Below are 22556 nucleotides of genomic sequence, written 5' to 3' on the forward strand. Positions count from 1 at the left end.
TGTCAACACTGTCAACACTGTCGGGTTTGTAATTAAGTTGCCTCCCTTGCGTAGTAACACTATCAGCCGAATTTGCCGATGAGCCTGCCAACTTATTGCGCAGTTTTTTTACCCGTAGCTGCAATTTCTGCGCCTGGCTGGCCGACATCCCCCTGCTTTGTGCCTGCTGTATTAAATCGGCATCATTTAACCCAGCACTTTGTGCCTGTTGCATCAGTTGGGCTATTTGCTGATCGGAAAGATCATCTACATTAACAGAAGATATATTTTGAAAATTACTTTGGGCCGAAGATTTTTTAACTGCCCCACACAAAATAATCAGGGCAATTAAAAGTATACGAAAGTTAAATTTGCTCATATGTTAAATGCTATCAGAGGATAAACAACGCTCCGATAAATGATATTATTTTTTGCAAAAGTAAATCAAATAATTATTTATTAACACCAATACAGGTGCTTTTAATTTATAAGATAAACAGTCGTTATTTTAAGATAATGACAGAGAGGCACAAAAGTATTGATGTTAATTAAAATAATAGGTGAGATTAAGCCTTGCATGTAAATTAAAACTTTCTCCGTTTTTGTATTGGTAGTTTAAGGAGTAAACAGGGGTAACTTCGGCCGATAGCAAGTATCTTTTCAACTTTACGTTGCTATAAAAAGTGCCCGAAAGATCTACCCAATGCAAATTATATGTACCTGTACCAGCAAAGGCGCTGTAATAAAGGTCGTTATTATGCAGCTGTCTTTCAAGTGTAATACCAAATGCGTTCAGGTTTTTTAAATAACTAATATCAAATATAAAGCTATTACTTCCCGGCCCAATACCCGCGCCTACATATCTCCCATTATTTGTATAACCATCCCTCGGACTCGAAAGGTGTTCATACCACGTAGGCTCATCCCGTAACAAAAAGGTTGGTGGCCGTTGCAATTGGGTAATTTCGGCTTTTACCTGTATAAACGCTCCTTTGCTCAGGTCAAATAATTTACGCCCCCCAAATGTATACGCGGTTGAATGTTCTGGCTCTTGTAAAAGATCATTAAGACTTCCATACCTGTCATTCCTGGCCCATTCAAAATAAACTTCTGCTTTGTATAATGGTAATAGCTGCCTTATATTAAATGCATAGGCAAAATCCTGCCCATCGCCCCCTGTACTGTTTGAAGCATCATTTGCCTTTACAGACGAACCCGTAATTACCGGGAATATTTTCCGCATGATGTTTTTTTGATGATAGATCGAGTCTTTATCCAGATAATCGTAGCTTGTAATGCCCAAATACAAGCCTTTTACCCATTTGGGCTGCCAGTTAACAGTATAGGCCGAAATATACCGGGTAACCTGTGGTTTGGGGCTATACATGTCTTTACCATAAATTAATTTATTTATATCATCAGGCATAAACCCCGATTGCTTTAAGTTACCGCCAATTATTTGCCACTCAAATGAACCGATTATTGTTTTAACAGGTTTTATAGAATTAAATGTCCAGTGCAAAAAGCCAGGTGCAGAGTTACTCATCATGATGGAGTTTTTTATGCCCGGTCCCCACCATAGGTTTTCTGTAGAAACCCCGGCTTCAATACTTTGATAATTTATTGTGATTTTGGATTGCCCGGGGTACAGATGCTTTATTGAATTATTTCCAAATCTTTCGGGCGCATCAATACCATTTATAGTGCCAAAATAGGCGTTCATAAGCGCCGGGGAATTATTATTGGCCTGCACATCTGCAAACGTATCAAATCTTTTATTTTGCGCATACACCAGTTCTGGTTTAACCTGTATCCTGAGTATACCTGCCTTTACTAAGAAACCGCCGCTCAGCATACTCTGATAACCTGCGTTTGGATACAATGATGCATTGTTGTAACCAAATGGTCTGTTAACATTGTATTCGTTTAGCCAGCTAAACGGCAGCAACTGTATTCCCGATGGCATGCCCATGAAGCTAAATTTTGAATATAATTTACTTGTTACAAGCTTTTGCAGCACGGAGTCGGCCCCATGACTATCCCATTGATTGTTTAAAGGCCGAATAATAAAGGAAGATGGGTTATCGCTTTTGCCAGAAACCTGGTTTCTTCTCGCAATATCTTCGGGATAACTGCCAACTGATATGCTTTGAGAATAACCCTTTATCGGGGCAAAAAATAACAGACAAATTATTAAATATTGATTTTTCACTAATAAGGTTTGGGTATTGAAATCATTACAAATTAAAAATAGTTAAAGTCACTTTTTCCGAGCAAAATAACTCATAAAATATTCTAATTATTCAGAAAACAAATCAAGTTACTTGTTTCTTTATTATCATATAGCGCTTTTATATCTAAAAAGCCATTTGAGTGAATATTTTTTTTACTCCAACTAACGGAAAAATAGATAATTTCTTATCATTAAAAAAAAGACAGGTCAATTATTAGATATATAATATTTATTTCATGTAATTTTTACACTAAGGCAACAATAGCTATACGAACGGGCTGTTGATTTCGCGACAATTTCTTTTTTTAATGGTTCATAGTTAGTACAACTATTGTCCATCTATTTATCGAAAGAAACGATGCCTTGATATATGTGGTTGGGAAACTTACATCAAAGCATCATATCAAATTAATAATCGGCATTTGAGGAATTATCCCTGATTTCAGTAGTTTGCTGTTTCATCAAGACCTAATTTAATTGTAGGATTCATCCCCTGTTTTTAATGCTGATTGTTATCCAGGTAAAAAGAGCATAAAGTGCTAAAAACAGCGAGGCAGCGAAAAGATAACTAACCCTGATTTCTGGAATGAACTAATCTTCATAGGTTTATTATTGTATTTACAATAAGGCCTTAACAGTTTTCGGTAAGATTCGCAAACATTAATATTGAATTTAATACTTTTCAGCTTTTAATTGCGCCTCGAGCTGCTGTTTGTAATTACGCCCAATCGGAATTACTGTTMCTCCCACTAATGTCACCTTAGCTGTATCCATGCTTTGAATCTTGTCTTTGGCGATGATATAGGACTTATGAATACGGATAAACCGCCCCGCCGGAAGCCGTGCACCAACTGCCTTTAAAGAACCTTTGACGACAATTTTAGCGGTCTTCGTAAATATCACCGAATAATCTTTTAAGCCTTCAATATGAGTGATCTCCGCGAGGTTGGTTCTAATGTTTTGCGTACCCGATTTTAAAAAAATAATTTCCTCTTCCGCTACAGCAGTCAATCCATTTTCAATTTGGAATTGCAGATGAGTAATACGTTTGCGCTGCTCATACCAGTCCAAACTCAGCTTAAAGGCGGTTGTAAGCAGCAGGTACCAGCTGGTGGTAAGCAGATTAAAAGGGAAAGCATACCAGAAACTACGGTAATATTTGGCCCCGATGACAAAGCCGTATAAATAAATGTCATATAAATTTTGAAGGCTAACATATATACATAAGACTACAATCAACGCAGAAAAATACACAAAGTAGCGTTTGCTTTTAAAAAGCCTTGGAATAAGTATATACAGATTGACGTAAGCCAAGGAAATGATGAGGCCAAGTCTCACTACTACACACGCCGTAAAATGGCCAAGGCCAATTTTTCGCAGGAGGTATTGCCGGTCATATAAAAATATAAGCGTTATGATGACCCAAAAAAGAAGGTGTAGCAGTTTTTTTGTGTCGCGCCATTTCATAGTGCAATTTCGGTATAAATAGATAAACCGCGAAACAGGCAGATGAATAAGTATGTACTTTAAGAAATTAAAATATTAGTTTGATTGGATGGCATTTGCCTGGTACTGCGCTTACTATTTGAGTTTTAAATATTCCATAAAACCCATCATTCCTGAAGGGTAGACCCCTAACCAGATAATCAATAAACTAAGAACCGATAAGGTTATAATACTCACCATGTAAAAAACCGGGTTTGCTTTTTCTTCTTTGGGTAGGATGCTTTTTTGCCCGGCGAACATCGTAGTTATAATCCGGAGATAATAGTACAAACCAATCACACTGCTGATAACCAGAATTAAAGCAGTTATCCAAAATCCTCCCTGGAGCCCTGCTGCCAGTATATAAAATTTCCCAACAAAGCCAACCGTAAGCGGTATTCCGGCTAACGAAAGTAAAGCCGAGCTAAATACACAGGCCAGGACAGGATTTTGCCAAAATAATGCTCTATAGCTTTCGATATTTTCGGCATCCGTTTCTTTATTTGATAAAATGGTCACGATGCCAAAAGCGGTTAGCGTGGTAATAAAATAGGCGATCAAATAAAAGCTAACAGCTTTTATACTCATCACACTGCCAGGGATAAAAGCAACTAATAAATAACCAAGGTGTGCAATAGAAGAATAAGCCAGGATACGTTTCACATTTTTTTGTTGTACTGCAAGCAGGTTGCCCATAATCATAGAAGCAATGGCAATACAGATCAAAATAAGCATCACAACCTTGAACCTGAAGCCATCAATCATTATAAAAAAACGGAACAGCACCGCAAACACTCCGCCTTTTGAAGCGGTTGCAATAAAGGCGGTAACAGGTGCGGGAGCTCCCTCATATACATCGGCAGTCCACATATGAAACGGTACTACCGCCAGTTTAAAACCCACTCCTACTAACATCATTCCTAAACCGGTAAGAAATAATGGCGATAATGATGGGGATGAAGCCAGGCTGCGTGCTATCATTGAAAACTCCATGCTTCCGGTCTGAAGGTAAATTAAGGCCATCCCGAAAAGGAGAAAAGCCGAAGAGAATGCCGCCAGAACAAGGTATTTAATTCCAGCTTCTATATTATGATGCCTTACCCGCAAATAGGCAATCAGGGCGTACAAACCAACAGTGAGAATTTCAAGACCCAGGAATAAAGAAATAAAATGTTTACTTACTGCCAATACACAAGCCCCAAGGGTACACAGAAAAAGCAATACATAATATTCTTTAGGGCTTTCTTCTTTTTCTTCAAAATAAATATAAGAAAGGATATTGACCACCAAACCCGAAAAAATGATGAGCCCAATAATGAACACCGAAAACCCATCTATAACCAGCAATGGTTCAATATGATATGGAAGCGATTTTTGAATATAAAAAAGAGAAAAAAAGGCGATGGTAAACAAAAGCAGGCTACTTAGCTGAATTACACGGTGACTCAACTTTATTGCGATCAAAAGCATAATGAGCACGGAAGAACCGGCAAGTAATACTAATGGTGTAAGAGCGAAAAAATCGTTACCTGACATAGCGTTCTTCTTATTTTTTGACCAGATATTTATGTGTATTTGATGGCATTGCCTGAAGGTTTGCTTTTTCCGCACTTTTATTTTCGGTTGGGAAAATATGCTCTAATTTGTCAATCATTGGCTTAACTGTATCCACAACCGGTTGTGGATACAAACCCAACCATATAATTGATAATGTAAGCGCTGCCATTACCATTATTTCCCTGACGGAAAAATCGCGAACCTGATCCGGTCTTTCTGATGGTCCTAAAAATACTTTCTGTACAATACGCAAGGAATAAATGGCAGAAAAAACGAGGCCGATTGTTGCAATAACAGTAAGCATTACATTGGCTTTAAAAGCGCCTAATAATATCAGGAACTCCGCAATAAAATTCCCTAATCCGGGCAAGCCCAAAGATGCCATAGCGAACAACATTCCTATAGCACCCATTTGAGGCATTTGGGTCCAAAGTCCCCCCATATGGTTAATCTCGCGGGTATGCAGGCGCTCTTTCAGCATCCCTGCCATAATAAACAATGCACCTGTACTTATTGCATGTGTAACCAGTTGCATTACTACCCCCTGTAACGCCAGTTCGTTAAAAGCAAAAATACCCAGTATCACAAACCCCATGTGGCTAACGCTTGTATAAGCCACCAGGCGTTTAAGATCGGTTTGTGCATAAGCCAGGACAGCTCCATAAATAATCCCTATCACACCGAAGAGCATTGCCCATGGAGCTAACTCCCCTGCAGCTTCGGGAAACAAAGGAAGAACAAACCTTAATATGCCGTAAGCTCCTGTTTTCAATAGTAACCCTGCCAGTATTAAGCTTCCGGCGGTAGGGGCTTCGCTGTGTGCATCGGGCAACCAGGTATGGAAGGGTACTATGGGTAATTTCACCACAAAGGCAATCATAAAACCAAGCATCAACCAAAAAGCAATACCAGGTGACATAACGGTTCCCAGTAATTCAAAGTAGTTGAAGGTATAAATGCCCGTATTATTGCCATGAATAAAATATAAGCCAATTATGGCCAGCAACATCAACAAACCGCTGGCCTGGGTGAAAATAAAAAACTTGTAGGCAGCATAAACCCGGTTTTCGCTTCCCCATATGCCAATCAGGAAATACATAGGAATAAGCATCACTTCCCAAAAAAAGTAAAACAGGAACATATCCATCGCCATGAATACCCCTGAAATTCCGGCCAGGATCCAAAGTAAATTGAAGTAATAAAAACCCAGGCGTTCTTTTACGTCGTTCCAGGAACATAGCACCGCCAAAATTCCAAGGAAAAAAGTCAGCACCAGCATCAACAGGCTTAACCCGTCAATGGCCAGGTGAAAGCTTATACCCAACGACGGGATCCAGCTATGCCGGTAGTCAATCATCCAGGTATTGGAAAAATTGACATTAGCCGTTCGGTATTGATTAATCCAAAAAGATACCAAAGCAATAAAACCGGTTAACAATGTACAAAGCGCAACCCAGCGAGGCAGGTTTTTATTCCATTGCCCCAACAGGAGTGCCAGTAGACCACCTCCCATTAATATGCCGATTACATAAGTAAGTATCATAACATTATTTGTATGCTTAATATGATTATTGCACCTGCAACCAACCCCATGATATACCACCTTAATGACCCGGACTGGGTAAATGATAAAAATTGATAAAGGCGGATAGTGACAAACGTGATACCCTGGTAAAGTTTATCAACCACATCATTTTTGTTGATATTGGCAATGAAAACAACAGGCCTCACAATTAATACATTGTATAATTTATCAAAGCCCCAGCCCGAAAACCAGAAAAGGTAAAGATTCATAACAAATCCCGATTGCTTTAGCCTTTCAATGCGTTGCGGTTGTTTATAATAAAAGAGATAAGCCAGGTAAATCCCGCTAAAAGTTGCCAGGAGTGCCAGGACCTGAAATTGCAATTCTGTATTTATACCCGCTTTTAAAACCGTTTCGGGCAATACCTGGTGAAGCAGGTTTGAAAAAAGTGTAAAATGACCAAAATTATGCGGCAGTTCTATAAAGCCTGCAAAGAGCGAGAAAAAGGCAAGGATGATCAACGGGACTGTCATGAGCTTGCCGGGATGATGACCAACCGCTGTTTTAGCTTCGCCCCAAAAAACAAGGATCATCATCCGGGTGGTATATACGGCGGTAATGAAAGCCCCAAGCAAGGCAATAAACCATAGCAAAGGGCTACCCCCTTCGCTGGCCCAGGCATACCATAGTATCTGATCTTTACTGTAAAATCCGGCGCTTATTAATGGCAATGCGGCCAATGAGGCCGAACCTGCCAGGAAAGTCCAGAAAATAACCGGAAGTTTATTTTTAAGTCCGCCCATTTTAAACATATTGTGCTCGTGATGCAAAGCTTCTATTACGGCGCCCGCTGCCAGGAATAAAAGAGCTTTAAAAAAAGCATGGATCATGAAATGGAAAATGGCAGCTGTCCACGCCCCTACACCTAATGCCAGGAACATATACCCTATCTGGCTGATAGTAGAATAAGCCAGCACCCGTTTTATATCATATTGCGTGAGCGCGCTGAAACCAGCGATAAATAAGGTTGCGGCTCCAATCACGGCAACTACCATTTGCGCAATTGGCGACAATTGAAAAATAACATGCATCCTGGCGATAAGATAAACACCTGCTGTCACCATAGTAGCGGCATGGATCAGCGCGCTTACAGGCGATGGCCCTGCCATTGCATCTGGCAGCCAGGTTTGCAATGGCAACTGTGCCGATTTTCCTACACCGCCGGCAAGTAACAACAGGGCTGTGAGGGTAGCTATTGAAGCTCCCTGCTGCCATAAAACCGGGGCTTTAGCCAAAACATCGGGAATAGCCAATGTACCAAACTGGTAAAAAATCACAAAAAGCCCAATGGCCATGGCCGTATCGCCAATCCGGGTGATGATAAAAGCTTTACGCGCGGCATAGCCGTTCACCTCATTTTCATACCAAAAACCAATCAGTAAGTAACTGCACAAGCCCACGCCTTCCCAACCCAAATAAAGCAGTAATAAATTATCGGCCAGCACTAACAGGAGCATGGAGAACACAAACAAGTTCATACAGGCAAAAAAGCGTGAATAATCTTTGTCGCCAGCCATAAAACCTGCTGAATAGATATGTATCAGGGCGCCGATAAACGTGATCACAAAAACAAAAACGAGTGAGAGTGCATCCAAAAAAAGCGTAATCTTAGGATTAAAACCCGCTACCTGCATCCACGTCCATAAGGTTTGAGAATAGTTACCGGTTGCAGGAGGATGGGATAAAAAACTGACACCGATTATAAGCACTATGATTGCCGAAATGCTTACGCTTCCTGCACCAATTATTGCAACCCAAAAACGGGATACATGTTTGCCTGCCAATGCCAGTATCAAAAAACCGGCAAGGGGTAAAACAGGTACAAGCCATAACAGGTTATTCATATTATTTTTTATTTATAAGTGTTTTTCCACGCCCAAACCATTTCCATTTTTTAAATTATCCTTTCATTTCTTTCAATTTGTCAATATCCAGCGATTTATGCTGATGATAGATCTGCAGGATGAGCGCCAACCCAATTGAAACCTCTGCTGCTGCCATAGCCAGTATAAAGATGAACATCACCTGCCCATCCGGCTGTGCCCAGCGTGAGCCTGCCGCCACAAAGGCTAAACCAGCGGCATTAAGCATTACTTCTACAGATAGCAGCATAAAAATGATATTCTTTCGGATGATGACACCGGCAATACCCAACACGAAAAGTAAACCGGCCAGCAACATCACCATTTCTGTAGATATAGACGATTTCATGATGGATCCTCCTCTTTTAAAAACCGGTGCAGAATCATTTTTTTATGCTGCCCAATATGTGCAGCCCCCACCACGCCTGCCATTAATAACATGGCCGCCAGCTCCACACCAATGAGGTACGGCCTGAATAATGAAACAGCAACAACTTTTGGATCAACAGTTTGCAGATTGTATGGCGCAGCATGGGCTGTCGTAATCAGGTAAAATAATTCAACAAAAAGAATGGCAGATAAAATTGCCGGACCAATCCAAACCCGGGGTTTAAGCCATTCTTTTTCCTGTTTCGCTGTATCCTTGCCCAGGTTTAAAAGCATGATCACAAAAATAAACAGCACCATAATTGCCCCGGCATAAATGATAATTTCAAGCAATGCAGCAAACGGCGCACCCAACAAAAAAAAGATTACCGACATAGATAACAACGAAATGATAAGGTACAGCAGCGCATGTACCGGGTTATGCCTGGTAATGACCATGATTGTAGAAACCACAGTAACAAAAGCAGTTATGTAAAAAACGATGTCCATTTTTAAGGTAATAAACTGTGTATATCAACAGGTGGGTCCTCATTGTCACCTTCACCCTTTCCTTTTATGCCGGCAGACAGTCCGGCTACTTTGTAATAATTATAACCCGGGTATTTCCCTTGGCTATCTATCAATAAATCCTCTTTCTCATAAACCAGGTTTTGCCGGTTGTATTCGGCCATCTCAAAATCAGGAATCAGCTGTATAGCGTATGTGGGGCAAGCCTCTTCACAATAGCCGCAAAAAATACATCTTGAAAAATTGATACGAAAAAACTCCGGATATCTTCTGCCATTCTCATCTTCGGTAGCCTGTAATGAAATGCAATCCACCGGGCAGGCGGCAGCGCATAAATAACAGCCCACGCAACGCTCACCCATATCCGGATCGCGGGTTAATACAATTCGTCCCCGCCAGCGCGGGTGCAGTACCACCTTTTCTTCAGGATACTGTATGGTTTCTCTTTTTCTGAACATATGCAGAAAGGTGAGCCCTATAGTTCTTAATATACTGATCATCGTTTCTATTTTTTACATTATCACTGATAAAAGGGTGAGTTTTAATCCGTCGCGTTCCGCCCTTAGTTAATCGCGATACACATTATGGTATAAATCATTTATTCATCATCAATACAATCCCTCCTGTTATTAATAAGTTTAATAAAGCAATAGGTAATAATATCTTCCAACCGTATTCCATCAGCTGATCGTACCTCGGTCTTGGAAGTGAAGCCCTTAGTAAGATAAAAAACAGGATAAAAACAAAGGTTTTAAGTGTAAACCAAACCAAAGGAGGCAAAAATGACGGCCCCAACCATCCGCCAAAAAACAGTGTTACCACCATGGCCGAAATGAGTGTAATACCCAGGTATTCGCCAATAAAAAACATCCCGAATTTCATTCCCGAATATTCTGAGTGAAAGCCGGCCACAAGCTCGCTTTCTGCCTCGGGGATATCAAATGGCAGCCGGTGAGTTTCGGCAATACCTGCAATCATGAAAATAACAAATGCCACTGGTTGAGTAACAATATACCAGCATCCTTTTTGGGCAAGTACAATATCTGTAAGCCTGAACGAGCCTGAAAGCATTACCACGCCCATGAGTGAGAGCCCCATAAACACTTCATAACTGATCATTTGGGAGGCTCCGCGTAATGCCCCGAGCAGCGAATACTTGTTGTTGGAGGCCCAGCCTCCCAATACTATGCTGTAAACGCCGAGGGATGACATGGCCAGGAAGAAAAGCAAGCCAATATTCAGGTCGGCAATGAGCATGCCCGGCGCAAAAGGAATGATCACAAAACTAAAGAGTACGGTAGCACCAATAATAGTTGGAGCAATTACAAAAATTGTTTTATCGGCAAACGGAGGGATCCAGTCTTCTTTAAAAAACAGTTTAATGGTATCGGCAACTACAATGAGCAAACCAAACGGACCAGCGCGATTTGGGCCATACCGATCCTGCCAAAGGGCCAGCATTCGCCTTTCCAGCCAAATCAGCCAGGCAGCAATTGTGGTTAACGTGAATAACACAATTACAATCATCAGGGTATATTGAATTATTGTACTCATATCATAGCTTTCGTTAAAATTCCTTTTGCCTGCCATACAATTCCGCTCAGCCCGGGAATATTGAAAGGTAAACCTGCCAGGCCATCAGGTAGTTCTTCTATTATTTTTGCGGGCAACTCATAATGCTCGTCTTTGATCTGTACCTGTATGATATCGCCTTCGCTTATATTTAAATTTGCTGCATCGTGTTTGTTTATGGCGATATAAGGCCGGGGAGAGCGTTCTGCAATACCCGCAGTATAAATACTGAGTTCTTCAGAGCCAAAGATGTGCGGCAGGGGTACCAACAGCCATTCCCCGGGCGAAGGTTTAAAAGCCAGGGGAATATTATTCAGAAATGCATTTTCGGCAACAGGATTTTCAGGGAATAACCTTTTGCCGGGGTCTCCACCCTGCAAAGGTCCTCCAACCTCCGCCTGGTATTTGTTAATGGATTGTACCGAATTCCAGCCTGGTGCCCAGTAAAATGGAATTAAAGGAGCTGGTGGAATTCCTTTAAAGCCCTCCATCGTAAACGATAAGGCCGAATCGGGATCTTCGGGTGGTTTGGGTTCACTTACATTTATGTTAGCCAACATAGCGGTACGACCACTGTAACGATGCGGTTCGCGAGGGATTTTCTGCCCGGAAATGCGGAAGTCAGCGGGCGGAGCTACTGTTTCTGCTCCTTTAAATTGAGGCATTAAGCCAACCATTTCGGCCATCAAATCACCTGGTTCGGATAAATCTTTTTGCCCCACCCCATTTTTAAATTGCCTGAACTCGTCCAGCCACCTCCAGCTTTCGCGGAAATTTTCATTTTTGGGCATAAATACCTGGAAGAAGCATTGCGCCCTTCCTTCGTTATTAACCATGGTTCCATCGGCTTCGGCAAAGGTGCCAACGGGTATCAATACATTGGCCCGGTTAGTTGTGTCATTATGCAAATGATCAAGCACAATAACTTGTTTGCAATGGTCAAAAAGATTATCAATATCCTTTTTCGCGCCTCTTCGGTACAAATCATTTTCTACAACAATTACGGTATCAGCCCCGCCTTTTTCCAAAACTTCGGCGGCCTGTGTTAATGATGGTGCCTGCATCATAGCCAGGCCCATTGAGTTACATTCAGGAACCACAAAGCACAAGCTGGCTTTTTCATCTTTAGTGCCCAGGGCAAATGCTATGTTAGCAGCGGCTTTAATAATAGCTTCACTACCCAGGCCTGTTCCGCAAACTATCAATGGTTTTTTGGCTTTTTTCAGGGTATCTGCAATGTGCCGGGCAAGGTTTAATGTATCATCATCCATATTCCCTGGTGCAGGGGCCGTACTATCCAGACAATTCGCAATGGCATAACCCAAACGGGCAATATCATCGGGCGATATATGCAAGCTCTTGGATGCGACTTCGTCCAGCCGGGTTTGAGTGGGATATGCTATAAAAAGCGCCCCTTTGTCTTGCTGGGCAAACTCGCGTAATGCGGCATCGTGCCAGGAAGGTATGCTTATTTGCTGCGCATTTTCAAAAGGTTTTTTACTTACGGCATGCCGCAACGCCAGTGCCAATAGCGGTGCAGCATTAGTCAAATCTTCTCCTAATATCAAAGTCGCATCGGCAGCTTCAGTTTCTTTTAAAGTGGGCGTATGAATATGCCCCGAGTTTATTACACGGAGGATTGTGCGCATCAGCTGAGCTTCGGTTTCAGAAATACCCTGGTAAAAATTTTCTTTTCCTACCAGTTGCATCAGGGCAAAATTTGTTTCCAATGATGCCCGTGGGGAACCAATACCTATTACCTTGTTGTTTGATAAAACTTCTGTTAAATGGCTGTATAAAGTTTGTTTATCTACCGCATCTGGAATTTTGCCGCGTATTAAAGGTTGCTGAACGCGGTTAATGCTGTTTACAAATTCATACCCAAACCGCCCCCGGTCACAAATAAAATAACCGTTTACCTCGCCATTAAAGCGGTTTGTTATTTGCCGCAATTCGCCGTATCGCTCACCGGCAATAATATTACAGCCCAGGCTGCAATGTTGGCAAATGGAGGGAGCCATGGTCATATCCCATTTCCGGGTATAATGTTCTTTAAGGGTCTTGTCGGTAAAAACACCGGTAGGGCAAACTTCTGCCAGGTTGCCGCTAAACTCGTTTTCGAGGATGCCGTCCTGCGCTCTTCCAAAATAAACATGATCATGAGCTGCAAATACATCCAGGTCTTTTCCGCCTGCGTAATCTTTATAAAACCTAACGCAACGGTAACACTGTATGCAGCGGTTCATTTCATGGTTGACAAAGGGACCCAGGTACTGATTTGTATAAGTACGCTTTTTGTATTGGAACCTACGGTAAGTGTGACCCGTCATCACGGTCATGTCCTGTAAATGGCATGAACCTCCTTCGTCACAAACAGCACAATCATGCGGATGATTGGTCATGAGCCATTCTATAACCTGTGAGCGAAAAGCTTTGGCCGCGGGATCGTTAACAGACAAATACATATTGTCTTTCACCGCTTCCATACATGACATTACTAAGCGGCCATTGGTGTCCTGCTCGTCCTTAAAAAGCTTAACGGCGCACTGGCGGCAGGCTCCTACCGACCCCATGGCGGGATGCCAGCAAAAATAAGGCAGGTTAAAACCAAGCGTAAGACAGGTTTCAAGCAAATTTTTGCCAGGTTTTACATCATAAACTTTACCATCTATATAAATTGCTGCCATTGTGTTTTACCTCCACGGACATCTTTTTTCGTTTAAATGCTTTTCAAAATCTTCGCTAAAATATTTCAGGGCGCTTTGCAGCGGCTCCATTGCTCCGGGCGCCAGGGCGCAAAATGTGTTACCCGGCCCTAAGTATTTGGTATGCATCTTTAATAGTTCCAAATCTTCGGGCCTGCCTTCTCCATTTTCAATGGAAAGCAAAATCTTCTCAGTCCATGGTAATCCTTCCCTGCAAGGAGTACACCAACCGCAGGATTCCTGTGCAAAAAAATGCTCCAGGTTATGCACAAAACCAACCGGACAAGTATGGTCGTCCAGAATAATCATTGTGCCTGTCCCCAACCGGCTGCCGGCTGCGGCTACCGATTTGTAATCCATTTTAATATCAAGATGCTCTGCCACCAGGAAATCGGTTGAAGCCCCGCCCGGAAGCGCTCCCCTGAATTTGAAGCCATTTTTCATTCCACCCGCATGGTCTTCAATAAGCTGTCGCATGGTAGTCCCCATTGGCAATTCCCATAGGCCCGGCTTATTTACTTTGCCGCTAACACCATATAATTTAGTTCCGGCATCTGCTCCCGGACCCAGGCTTTTAAACCAATCGGCGCCATTATTAACAATGTGCGGAATATTGCAAAGAGTTTCTACATTATTAACAATGGTGGGCTTACCAAACAAACCGCTCACCTGCGGAAAAGGGGGCTTGGTACGGGGAGTGGCCCGCTTTCCTTCCAGGGCATTCAACAGGGCGGTTTCTTCTCCGCACATGTATCTGCCAACACCGGTATGCAAATGCATTTCGAGATTAAAACCTGTGCCCAAAATGTTTTTTCCGAGGTATCCGGCTGCATAAGCTTCGTCGATAGCATGCCTGATAAGCCGGGCAGCTTTTTTATAGGCCCAACGCAAAAACACGTATGATATATTAGCTTGTATAGCATACGCCGATACAATCATCCCTTCAATTAGTTGATGCGGATTGCCTTCAAGTAGCAAGCGGTCTTTAAAGGTTCCGGGTTCCATCTCGTCGGCATTGGCAACCAGGTATTTGGTTTGTCCATTATCATCCATCGGCACAAAACTCCATTTGATGCCTGTATTGAAACCAGCGCCCCCGCGGCCTTTAAGATCTGAATCCTGCACCATTTTTGTAATTTCCCGTGGGGGCATTGTAATTGCCCTGTGCACAGCCTGGTAACCACCTACACGCACATAATCCTTAAGATTAAGTGGCGGGCGATTGATGTTAATATGCTGTGTAAGGGGCGTTTCCATGTTATTATTTATACTCTTTTAATATGTCATCCAGTTTATCGGTGGTTAAATTATTATACAGATCGTCATTAATCATTAATGCCGGGGCATGATCGCAGGTGCCAAGGCAGGGATTTGGTAAAAGGGTAAACCTGGCATCGGCAGTAGTTTCCCCGAATTTGATATGCAGCCGGTTTTTTAGGTGTTCATAAATTTGCTCATAGCCCATTACATAGCAACTGATACTATCGCATAGTAAAATAATATTCCGGCCTACTGGCTTACGGAAAATGAGGTTGTAAAATGTTGCTACACTCTCCAGCTCTTCGGCAGACATGTTCATGTGGCTTGCAATGGCATACAAACTTTCATCAGAAATCCATCCCCGATGCTTCTGCACAATTTTCAACGCTTCTATACAGGCAGCCTTCCGAACGGGAACAAGCGCGATCTCGTGGTCTATCTTCATTATTTCTTCCGTTGATAGCATATCATCTGTTTGTTTTATCCAACCGGGAATTTGTATCCTATCTTTTTTACTCTTAACTTCTATGTCCTTTATATTTCACCTGTCAATATCAGCCAGTACATAATCCATAGCTCCTAAAATGGATAGTAAGTCGGCAACCGTGTATCCCTTGCTGATATATGGCAGCATTTGCATATGCGGGAATGAGGGCGTTCGGATCCTGACCCTGTAGGGCGAAGTATTGCCATCACTGGTGAGGTAATAACTGTTGGCCCCTTTGGTGGCTTCAATACAACTCATGGCTTCACCTGCGGGAATTACCGGTCCCCAGCTTACATTTAAAAAATGGGTAATAAGGGTTTCAATATCCTGCATAGTATTTTTTTTGAGGGGCGGCGTGGTTAAAGGGTGGTCGGCTTTATAATCGCCTTCGGGCATATTTTTCAGGCATTGGTCAATAATGCGCAGGCTCTGCCACATCTCTTCAACACGTACCCTGGCCCTGTCATAACAATCGCCATTTTGCGCTGTAGGAATATCAAATTCAAAATTTTCATAACCAGAATAGGGCTGTTTTTTTCTGAAATCCCATTCAAATCCGCAAGCCCGTAAACCAGGGCCGGTTACCCCCCACTCTATGGCTTCTTCTAAGGTGTAAATGCCAATACCTACTGTCCGCCCCTTGAAAATACTGTTACGCATCACCATCTGGTGATATTCCTTTAGTTGTTTGGGGAAATAAGCAACAAAATCGCTCACCAGTTTATCCCAGCCTTTTGGTAAATCCTGGGCAACTCCCCCTATTCTGAACCAGTTGGGATGCATCCTGGCTCCACAAATAGCCTCAACAATATCAAATATCTTCTCCCTATCAGTAAACATGTAAAATACGGGCGAAAGCTGCCCTAAATCCTGTGCAAAAGTGCCGTACCATACCAGGTGACTTGCAATACGGAAAAATTCACACAACATAATGCGCATTACCTTTACCCTTTCGGGTACGGTAATGCCCGCCAGTTTTTCAACAGCCAGCAAATAAGCAAGGTTATTCATTACGCCACCCAGGTAGTCCACCCGGTCGGTATAAGGTATGTAGGTGTGCCATGACTGGCGCTCGCCCATTTTTTCTGCTCCGCGATGGTGAAAGCCAATATCCGGAACAGCATCAACAATATCTTCACCATCTAACTGGAGAATAATACGTAAAACCCCATGCGTACCGGGATGCTGAGGGCCAAGATTCAGGAACATAAAATCGGCATCTTCACTATGCCTTTTTAAACCCCAGTCTTCTGGCCGGAATTGCAGGGCATTTTGTTCACGGTCTTGTTTTTCGTCCCAAAGTTTAAATGGCCCCATTTCGGTGGCCCTTGCCGGATGTTCTTTTCTTAAAGGATGGCCTTCCCAGGTTAAAGGCATCAGGATACGGCTTAAATGGGGATGGCCTTCGAAACTTATGCCAAACATATCATAAACTTCACGTTCATACCAGTTGGCATTTTTCCATAATGAACTTATTGATGGTGTGGATGGATAATTGCCTTGCAAGCCTACTTTGAGGCGGATAAAAACATTCCGTTTAAATGAAAGCAGATGGTATACAATGGTAAAATCAGAGGATGATGATCCATTCTTTTTAGCCCGGCTTCGCTCATCAAGGGCACAAAGGTCATACAGTAATTCAAATGGATGATGGATAGTATGTTTGAGGTAGCTAAGTACCTGTATGATGTTTTCTTTTGCAACCCATAAAGTAGTCACCTCATCAACAGTAAGTTGCTGAGTTAAAACCGACTCCCCAAACCTGGAGGTCAATTCATCTGCCAAGCCTGAATGATTATCCATGCTTTTTAAACTTTATGGTGTTATATTAAATACTAATACATGTGTAAGTCTGGTTTAAATCTCATCAGGGGAGCGAAAGTTGATCATTTTTTTACGCTCTTCCCTTTTTACTTCTTTCATTGATAACTGCTCGGGCTTTATAACTCCCTGGGGGCCAATAGCCCAGCTTAAAGGCCTTTGTTCTTTTCCTACAGAGGCAGCCAACAACATCAATCCCTGCATAAAAGCATCCGGACGGGGCGGGCAACCGGGTACGTATACATCAACAGGTAAAAACTTATCTACTCCCTGTACAACACTATAAATATCATACATACCGCCAGAATTGGCGCATGAACCCATGGAGATGACCCACTTAGGCTCCATCATTTGCTCATGCAAACGTTTAATGATAGGGGCCATTTTTACAAAAACAGTCCCCGCTATAACCATTACATCAGCTTCACGGGGAGTTCCCCTTATTACTTCTGCTCCAAAGCGTGCAACATCATATTTACTGGTTAAACTGGTAGCCATTTCTACAAAACAGCACGAAAGGCCAAAATGAAAAGGCCACATAGAGTTTTTTCGACCCCATGCAAGCAAATCCTGAACTGTGGTAAGCATAACACTTTGCCCAACAGACTCTTCAAAAGAACCTGTTCCTTTTAGGGCATTTACCGGTTCAACCGGGTTACTGAGCCACCATTTCATATTATAGGTTTCTTTAGGTTTAGTTTTTGATAGGCTTTCAGGATTTTCTTTCCGTCGGGACCAAAATCCAATGCTCCAATGCTCCACTCATAAATTAGTACAGCAAACAGCAACCCAATAAAAATGCAAATGCTTAAGTAGCCCGGCCATCCTAATTCTTTAAATGCCAGGGCCCATAAAACAATAAAAACAACTTCGATATCAAAAATGACAAATATCATAGCAACCAGGTAAAACTGGGCCGAAAACCGCAGCCTTGCCGACCCGGTTTCTAAGATGCCTGATTCATAAGGCTGACCGGTGGCTCTATCTGTATGACGTTGTCCCAAAAAATAAGAGAGTGAAATAATAAGGATCATTAAGACTAAAACAAAAGCACCGTAAACTATAAATGGCCAAAACGGTACACTGGATGGGTTTGATGCATTCATAATTAATATTATAAAACAACCTCAATAAACTGCTCTTGTCCTTGAATGGGAATTTCCCTGAATTTTAGCTTGGAGAATTATAAATAATTACACTTCGCCTCTAATGTAATGCTCCATGTTTTCGATAATGAATTTTTGTTCTTCGATGATGTATTTCACTACATCGCCAATAGAAACAATACCCATTAATTTACCATTATCTATTACCGGCAAATGCCTTATAAATTTATCGGTCATTAACCTCATGCAATCTTCTATAGTATTAGAAGAGGATACTATAGGCGGATTTTCTGTCATGATTTCCCGTACCGGGATTTCTTTGGAAGCTCTCCCTTTCAGGATTACCTTACGGGCGTAATCTCTTTCGGTGAAGATGCCCACGAATTCCCCTTCTTCCACCACTAAAATAGCGCCGATGTTTTTTTCATACATTAACTCCAGCGCTTCAAAAACAGTAATGTCCGGGCTTACAAAAATTGGAGATTGGCTTTTAGTACACAGAATATTTCTAACACATCCCATAATGAACTCCTTTCTGGTTTCAGGTTTGGTAATAATTCGGTAATAACTTGGTAATAATAAAGTTACTTAATTATTTAATAAAAAAGGGAATTAAATTAAATAAAAATACGACGTTGCCGTTTATTTTTGAATAAATAAATCCTGTTTAAATGCGAGAACGGATGTATAATTAAGCAGGCTGTTACAACAGACCAAACAACTCATCCGCCGGGAACAAAAGCAATCAAAACAATGACACATTTAACCCCTGGTCGGTGTTTCCGCGCACCAGCCCCAGGCGTGTATATTGCATATGATACTTGATTTAGAACCGTTCCAGCTTTACATGATAGCAATAGCTATTAGGTTTTTTTAAACGGGATCATCAACAAATGGTGCGGTGAACACATCGATTATAAGCTAACTATTTTCCCTTTTCGGTGTTATACTTTAGGATATCAAAATTTGTAAATTAGTAGTGCGGTTATTTTAACTACAGCGCTATCATTATTCGTTAAAAATTAAATCCGGCAGCTATGAAAAAATTATTGCACATAGCACTCATCGCGTTTCTTAGCCTGTCGTTATTTATGCTCTTATCGTGCAATAGGAAAAACAATGCTCCATCAACTAACGCCATAAAAGAGATCAATCTTAAGCGGGGAGAAATTATTTTATGCGGCGCTCCAAGCAGAAAATTGGGCAGTGTCGATTTTGAAATATCCTGTACGGGGCAGGTAAAACAAGACTTTAACCTGGCCATTGCCCTGCTCCACTCATTTGAGTATGACGAAGCCGAAAAGGCGTTTGCAAAGGTTATTGACGAGGAGCCCAACTGCGCCATGGCCTATTGGGGTGTGGCAATGTGCAATAATCACCCGCTTTGGTCGCCACCAGCCGAAGCTGAACTAAGAAAGGGGGCAAAGGCAATTGCCATTGCACAGTCCATCAAACAAAAATCAAAAAGAGAATCCGGGTATATTGAAGCCATGGCATCGTTTTATAAGGATTGGGATAAAGCAGATCATCATACGCGGAGCGTCCGTTTTGAAAAAAACATGGAAAAAATATATCGTAACAATCCCAACGATAAGGAAGCGGCAATATTTTATGCTTTGGCACTTGATGCATCGGCAAACCCCGCCGACAAATCTTTCAGCAATCAAAAAAAGGCCGGCGCTATTTTAACATCCTTATACCCCGGAGAGCCCGATCATCCTGGAATAGTACATTATATTATCCATACTTACGATTATCCCGAGCTTGCCCTGTTAGCGCTTCCTGCAGCGCGAAAATATGCTTCCATCGCCCCATCTTCGGCACATGCTCAGCACATGCCTTCGCACATTTTCACAAGGCTCGGTATGTGGGCCGAATGCATAAAATCAAATCTTGTTTCAGTTTCCAATGCTAAATGCTATGCAGCAAGTGCCGGCATCCAGGGCACCTGGGATGAAGAACTTCATGGTATGGACTATCTTGTTTATGCTTACTTACAAAAAGGGGAAACTAAACATGCAAAAGAACAATGCGATTATCTTAAAACTATTGGTGTGGTATACCCGGTAAACTTTAAAGATGCCTATGCTTTTGCAGCTATTCCGGCCCGCTATGTGCTCGAAAACAAACTGTGGGAAGATGCAGCCGCCTTAAAAGCACACCCGGTTAACTTTCCATGGCAAAAATTTCTGTGGCAAAGGGCTATTACCAATTTTACCCGGCTTCTTGGTTTTGTGCATACTGGTAAAGCAGACTCAGCTAATAAGGAGTTAAAGAAACTGCATGTTATATACGATACCTTAAATAAGCAAAATGATGCATATAAAGCTAACCAGGTGAAAATTCAGATCAATACCGCCGAAGCGTGGATACTGCTTGAAGAAGGAAAAAATGCTGAAGCGTTAACGACAATGATTATGGCTGCCGACATGGAAGATAATACTCAAAAACATCCGGTTACCCCGGGCGAAGTAATTCCTGCCAGGGAATTACTGGGAGATATGCTGCTGCAAATGAACAAACCCGCGAAAGCTTTAGCTGCTTATGAAGCGGATTTGGAACTACATTCCAACCGATTTAACGGTCTCTATGGTGCAGGGCTATCTGCCGAAAAGCTACACGATTTAAAAAAGGCAAATTCTTATTATAAGAAGCTGGTGGCCATTGCTGACGCACCCGGTTCAAACAGACCCGAACTTGAAGCCGCAAGATCATTTTTAAAAGCACAAGATTCTAACTGATGCGCCAGCTATTAAGGAGTTTTTAGAAAACGAGATCATCAACAAATACCGCGGTAAAACAGCCACCATAAGTTAAAAAATATTTATTGCTGTTGTTGTTCCCTGGAACCATGTGTCACGGGATATTGAACAACGCTTTCTACAAAGTGCACGATTTGAGTTTAAGATTGACCAACAGGACTGAATGGTCTACAAAGCTTTTTGACCAGTTCTTCGCTGCCGGTGAAGGACGTAGCGCTTAAACCCAATCCGCAGAACATCATATAGCAACGTGTAAAGAAGTATACCAGCCGGTATCAGGAACGCGTGAAAGCTAAGTGAACGAAAACCCCATGCGCCGGCCAGTGCGCCGCACATAAAGAAGAAAATAATTGCCAGTCGCAGTTTGATGCGTGATCTGAGCAACGGTCGGTCTTCCCTTCTTTTCTGTAACACCTGGCCCAGCTCGATCCCAAGGTCGGTAAAAGTACCTGTCAGGTGTGTTGTCCTGACCACAGAACCCGATACCAGCGAAACGAGCGAATTCTGAAGGCCCATGGCAAATAACAGGCTACCGGCAAATATTTCCTTTGCGATCAGGCTACCATTATAATGATGACCCAGCAAAGCGACCGACATTATAATAAACAATTCGATAAGGATTGGAATGACATAAGAATATTGCTGATTACGACCGATGCGGGATATGATCAGACTGGAAATAACGGCCCCGGTTAAAAAGAGCAGCATCCATAAAGCAACCACACGTGCGGTTGCCCAATCCTGAAAAGCGATCCGTTCGGCGAACAAGGCGGCATGGCCGGTCACATTGGTTGTCAGTACAGCAAATCCGAGAAATCCCGCAGCATTAACAAATCCTGCCGTGATCCCCAGCAAGGATGCCAGTTTAACATTATGCCAATAAGTGCGTTTCGCTCCCTGGTGCCTTAACATGTGATGGTTGGTGATTTAATTACAAAGATACGGCGAATTGCCGCCCGGAAAAGCAGAAACCTTTCGCACGTAAAAAATTTAGCCATTGGCCGGTGTTTTCACCATAGCCAAGCCACGGCCTTGTATTGCAGCTAATACTTGATTACAACCATTACAGCTTTACGTAATAGCTATTAAAGCCATTTTAGAAAACGAGTTTATCAACAAATGTTATTTTGGGATATATGAAGTGATCAGTGTAGTTACAAACTGCGGGAATAGTCTATGTAAATAGAACCGATGATATTCCGGACTTTGTTATCCAAAATTTAATTGCAACCCGATATATTCATTAAT

Annotated in this window: 18 protein-coding genes and 1 pseudogene; 1 reads left to right on the plus strand and 18 read right to left on the minus strand. The window is 42.2% G+C overall.

Annotated features, from left to right (window positions below):
* From AC1DQW_RS24405 to AC1DQW_RS24485, 17 genes and pseudogenes are all read right to left on the minus strand, one after another.
* Positions 1-358: pseudogene (locus AC1DQW_RS24405) on the minus strand (hypothetical protein); the annotation flags it as partial.
* A gap of 165 nt (positions 359-523) precedes the next feature.
* Positions 524-2191, minus strand: a complete 1668-nt coding sequence (locus tag AC1DQW_RS24410) for a hypothetical protein (RefSeq protein ID WP_477456438.1) — start codon at positions 2189-2191, stop codon at positions 524-526.
* 693 nt (positions 2192-2884) lie between these two features.
* Positions 2885-3679, minus strand: a complete 795-nt coding sequence (locus AC1DQW_RS24415) for a LytR/AlgR family response regulator transcription factor (protein ID WP_477456439.1) — start codon at positions 3677-3679, stop codon at positions 2885-2887.
* Between the two features lie 114 nt (positions 3680-3793).
* Positions 3794-5233, minus strand: a complete 1440-nt coding sequence (locus tag AC1DQW_RS24420; RefSeq protein ID WP_477456440.1) for an NADH-quinone oxidoreductase subunit N — start codon at positions 5231-5233, stop codon at positions 3794-3796.
* Between the two features lie 10 nt (positions 5234-5243).
* Positions 5244-6797: an NADH-quinone oxidoreductase subunit M gene (gene nuoM / locus AC1DQW_RS24425; protein ID WP_477456441.1), complete on the minus strand. Its 1554-nt coding sequence runs from the start codon at positions 6795-6797 to the stop codon at positions 5244-5246.
* Positions 6794-8683 (minus strand): NADH-quinone oxidoreductase subunit L, encoded by a 1890-nt coding sequence (nuoL, locus tag AC1DQW_RS24430; RefSeq protein WP_477456442.1) that lies wholly within the window; start codon positions 8681-8683, stop codon positions 6794-6796. The genes nuoM and nuoL overlap by 4 nt, the downstream gene beginning before the upstream one ends.
* A gap of 55 nt (positions 8684-8738) precedes the next feature.
* Positions 8739-9050, minus strand: a complete 312-nt coding sequence (nuoK, locus tag AC1DQW_RS24435; protein WP_477401893.1) for an NADH-quinone oxidoreductase subunit NuoK — start codon at positions 9048-9050, stop codon at positions 8739-8741.
* Positions 9047-9577, minus strand: a complete 531-nt coding sequence (nuoJ, locus tag AC1DQW_RS24440; RefSeq protein ID WP_477418332.1) for an NADH-quinone oxidoreductase subunit J — start codon at positions 9575-9577, stop codon at positions 9047-9049. Before nuoJ ends, nuoK begins: the two co-directional genes overlap by 4 nt.
* 2 nt (positions 9578-9579) lie before the next feature.
* Complete coding sequence (gene nuoI / locus AC1DQW_RS24445; protein WP_477418334.1) at positions 9580-10095, minus strand: NADH-quinone oxidoreductase subunit NuoI; 516 nt, start codon at positions 10093-10095, stop codon at positions 9580-9582.
* Between the two features lie 94 nt (positions 10096-10189).
* Complete coding sequence (gene nuoH / locus AC1DQW_RS24450; RefSeq protein WP_477456443.1) at positions 10190-11149, minus strand: NADH-quinone oxidoreductase subunit NuoH; 960 nt, start codon at positions 11147-11149, stop codon at positions 10190-10192.
* The gene (gene nuoG / locus AC1DQW_RS24455) at positions 11146-13854 is read right to left on the minus strand and encodes an NADH-quinone oxidoreductase subunit NuoG (protein ID WP_477456444.1); all 2709 of its coding nucleotides are present in this window, start codon (positions 13852-13854) and stop codon (positions 11146-11148) included. Before nuoG ends, nuoH begins: the two co-directional genes overlap by 4 nt.
* A 6-nt stretch (positions 13855-13860) precedes the next feature.
* The gene (gene nuoF / locus AC1DQW_RS24460; protein WP_477456445.1) at positions 13861-15129 is read right to left on the minus strand and encodes an NADH-quinone oxidoreductase subunit NuoF; all 1269 of its coding nucleotides are present in this window, start codon (positions 15127-15129) and stop codon (positions 13861-13863) included.
* Between the two features lie 4 nt (positions 15130-15133).
* On the minus strand, positions 15134-15598 hold the full coding sequence (nuoE, locus tag AC1DQW_RS24465; protein WP_477456446.1) for an NADH-quinone oxidoreductase subunit NuoE: 465 nt from the start codon (positions 15596-15598) through the stop codon (positions 15134-15136).
* Between the two features lie 75 nt (positions 15599-15673).
* The gene (gene nuoC / locus AC1DQW_RS24470) at positions 15674-17422 is read right to left on the minus strand and encodes an NADH-quinone oxidoreductase subunit C/D (RefSeq protein WP_477456447.1); all 1749 of its coding nucleotides are present in this window, start codon (positions 17420-17422) and stop codon (positions 15674-15676) included.
* Between the two features lie 54 nt (positions 17423-17476).
* Positions 17477-18115 carry an NADH-quinone oxidoreductase subunit NuoB gene (gene nuoB / locus AC1DQW_RS24475; RefSeq protein WP_477456448.1) on the minus strand — a complete coding sequence of 213 codons (639 nt, stop codon included), beginning with the start codon at positions 18113-18115 and terminating at the stop codon, positions 17477-17479.
* Entirely contained in the window at positions 18112-18546 is a 435-nt protein-coding gene (locus tag AC1DQW_RS24480; RefSeq protein WP_477418346.1) for an NADH-quinone oxidoreductase subunit A, read from the minus strand. The genes nuoB and AC1DQW_RS24480 overlap by 4 nt, the downstream gene beginning before the upstream one ends.
* 87 nt (positions 18547-18633) lie before the next feature.
* A complete protein-coding gene (locus AC1DQW_RS24485) occupies positions 18634-19068 on the minus strand; it encodes a CBS domain-containing protein (RefSeq protein WP_477456449.1) in 435 nt (144 codons plus the stop codon).
* A gap of 515 nt (positions 19069-19583) precedes the next feature.
* Between AC1DQW_RS24485 and AC1DQW_RS24490 the strand changes: the two genes are divergently transcribed.
* Entirely contained in the window at positions 19584-21287 is a 1704-nt protein-coding gene (locus AC1DQW_RS24490; RefSeq protein WP_477456450.1) for a tetratricopeptide repeat protein, read from the plus strand.
* Between the two features lie 189 nt (positions 21288-21476).
* On the opposite strand, the gene AC1DQW_RS24495 is transcribed toward AC1DQW_RS24490, so the two are convergent.
* Positions 21477-22220 carry a YoaK family protein gene (locus AC1DQW_RS24495; protein WP_477456451.1) on the minus strand — a complete coding sequence of 248 codons (744 nt, stop codon included), beginning with the start codon at positions 22218-22220 and terminating at the stop codon, positions 21477-21479.
* Between the last annotated feature and the right edge of the window lie 336 nt (positions 22221-22556).

The organism is Mucilaginibacter sp. P5_A4, assembly GCF_056400605.1.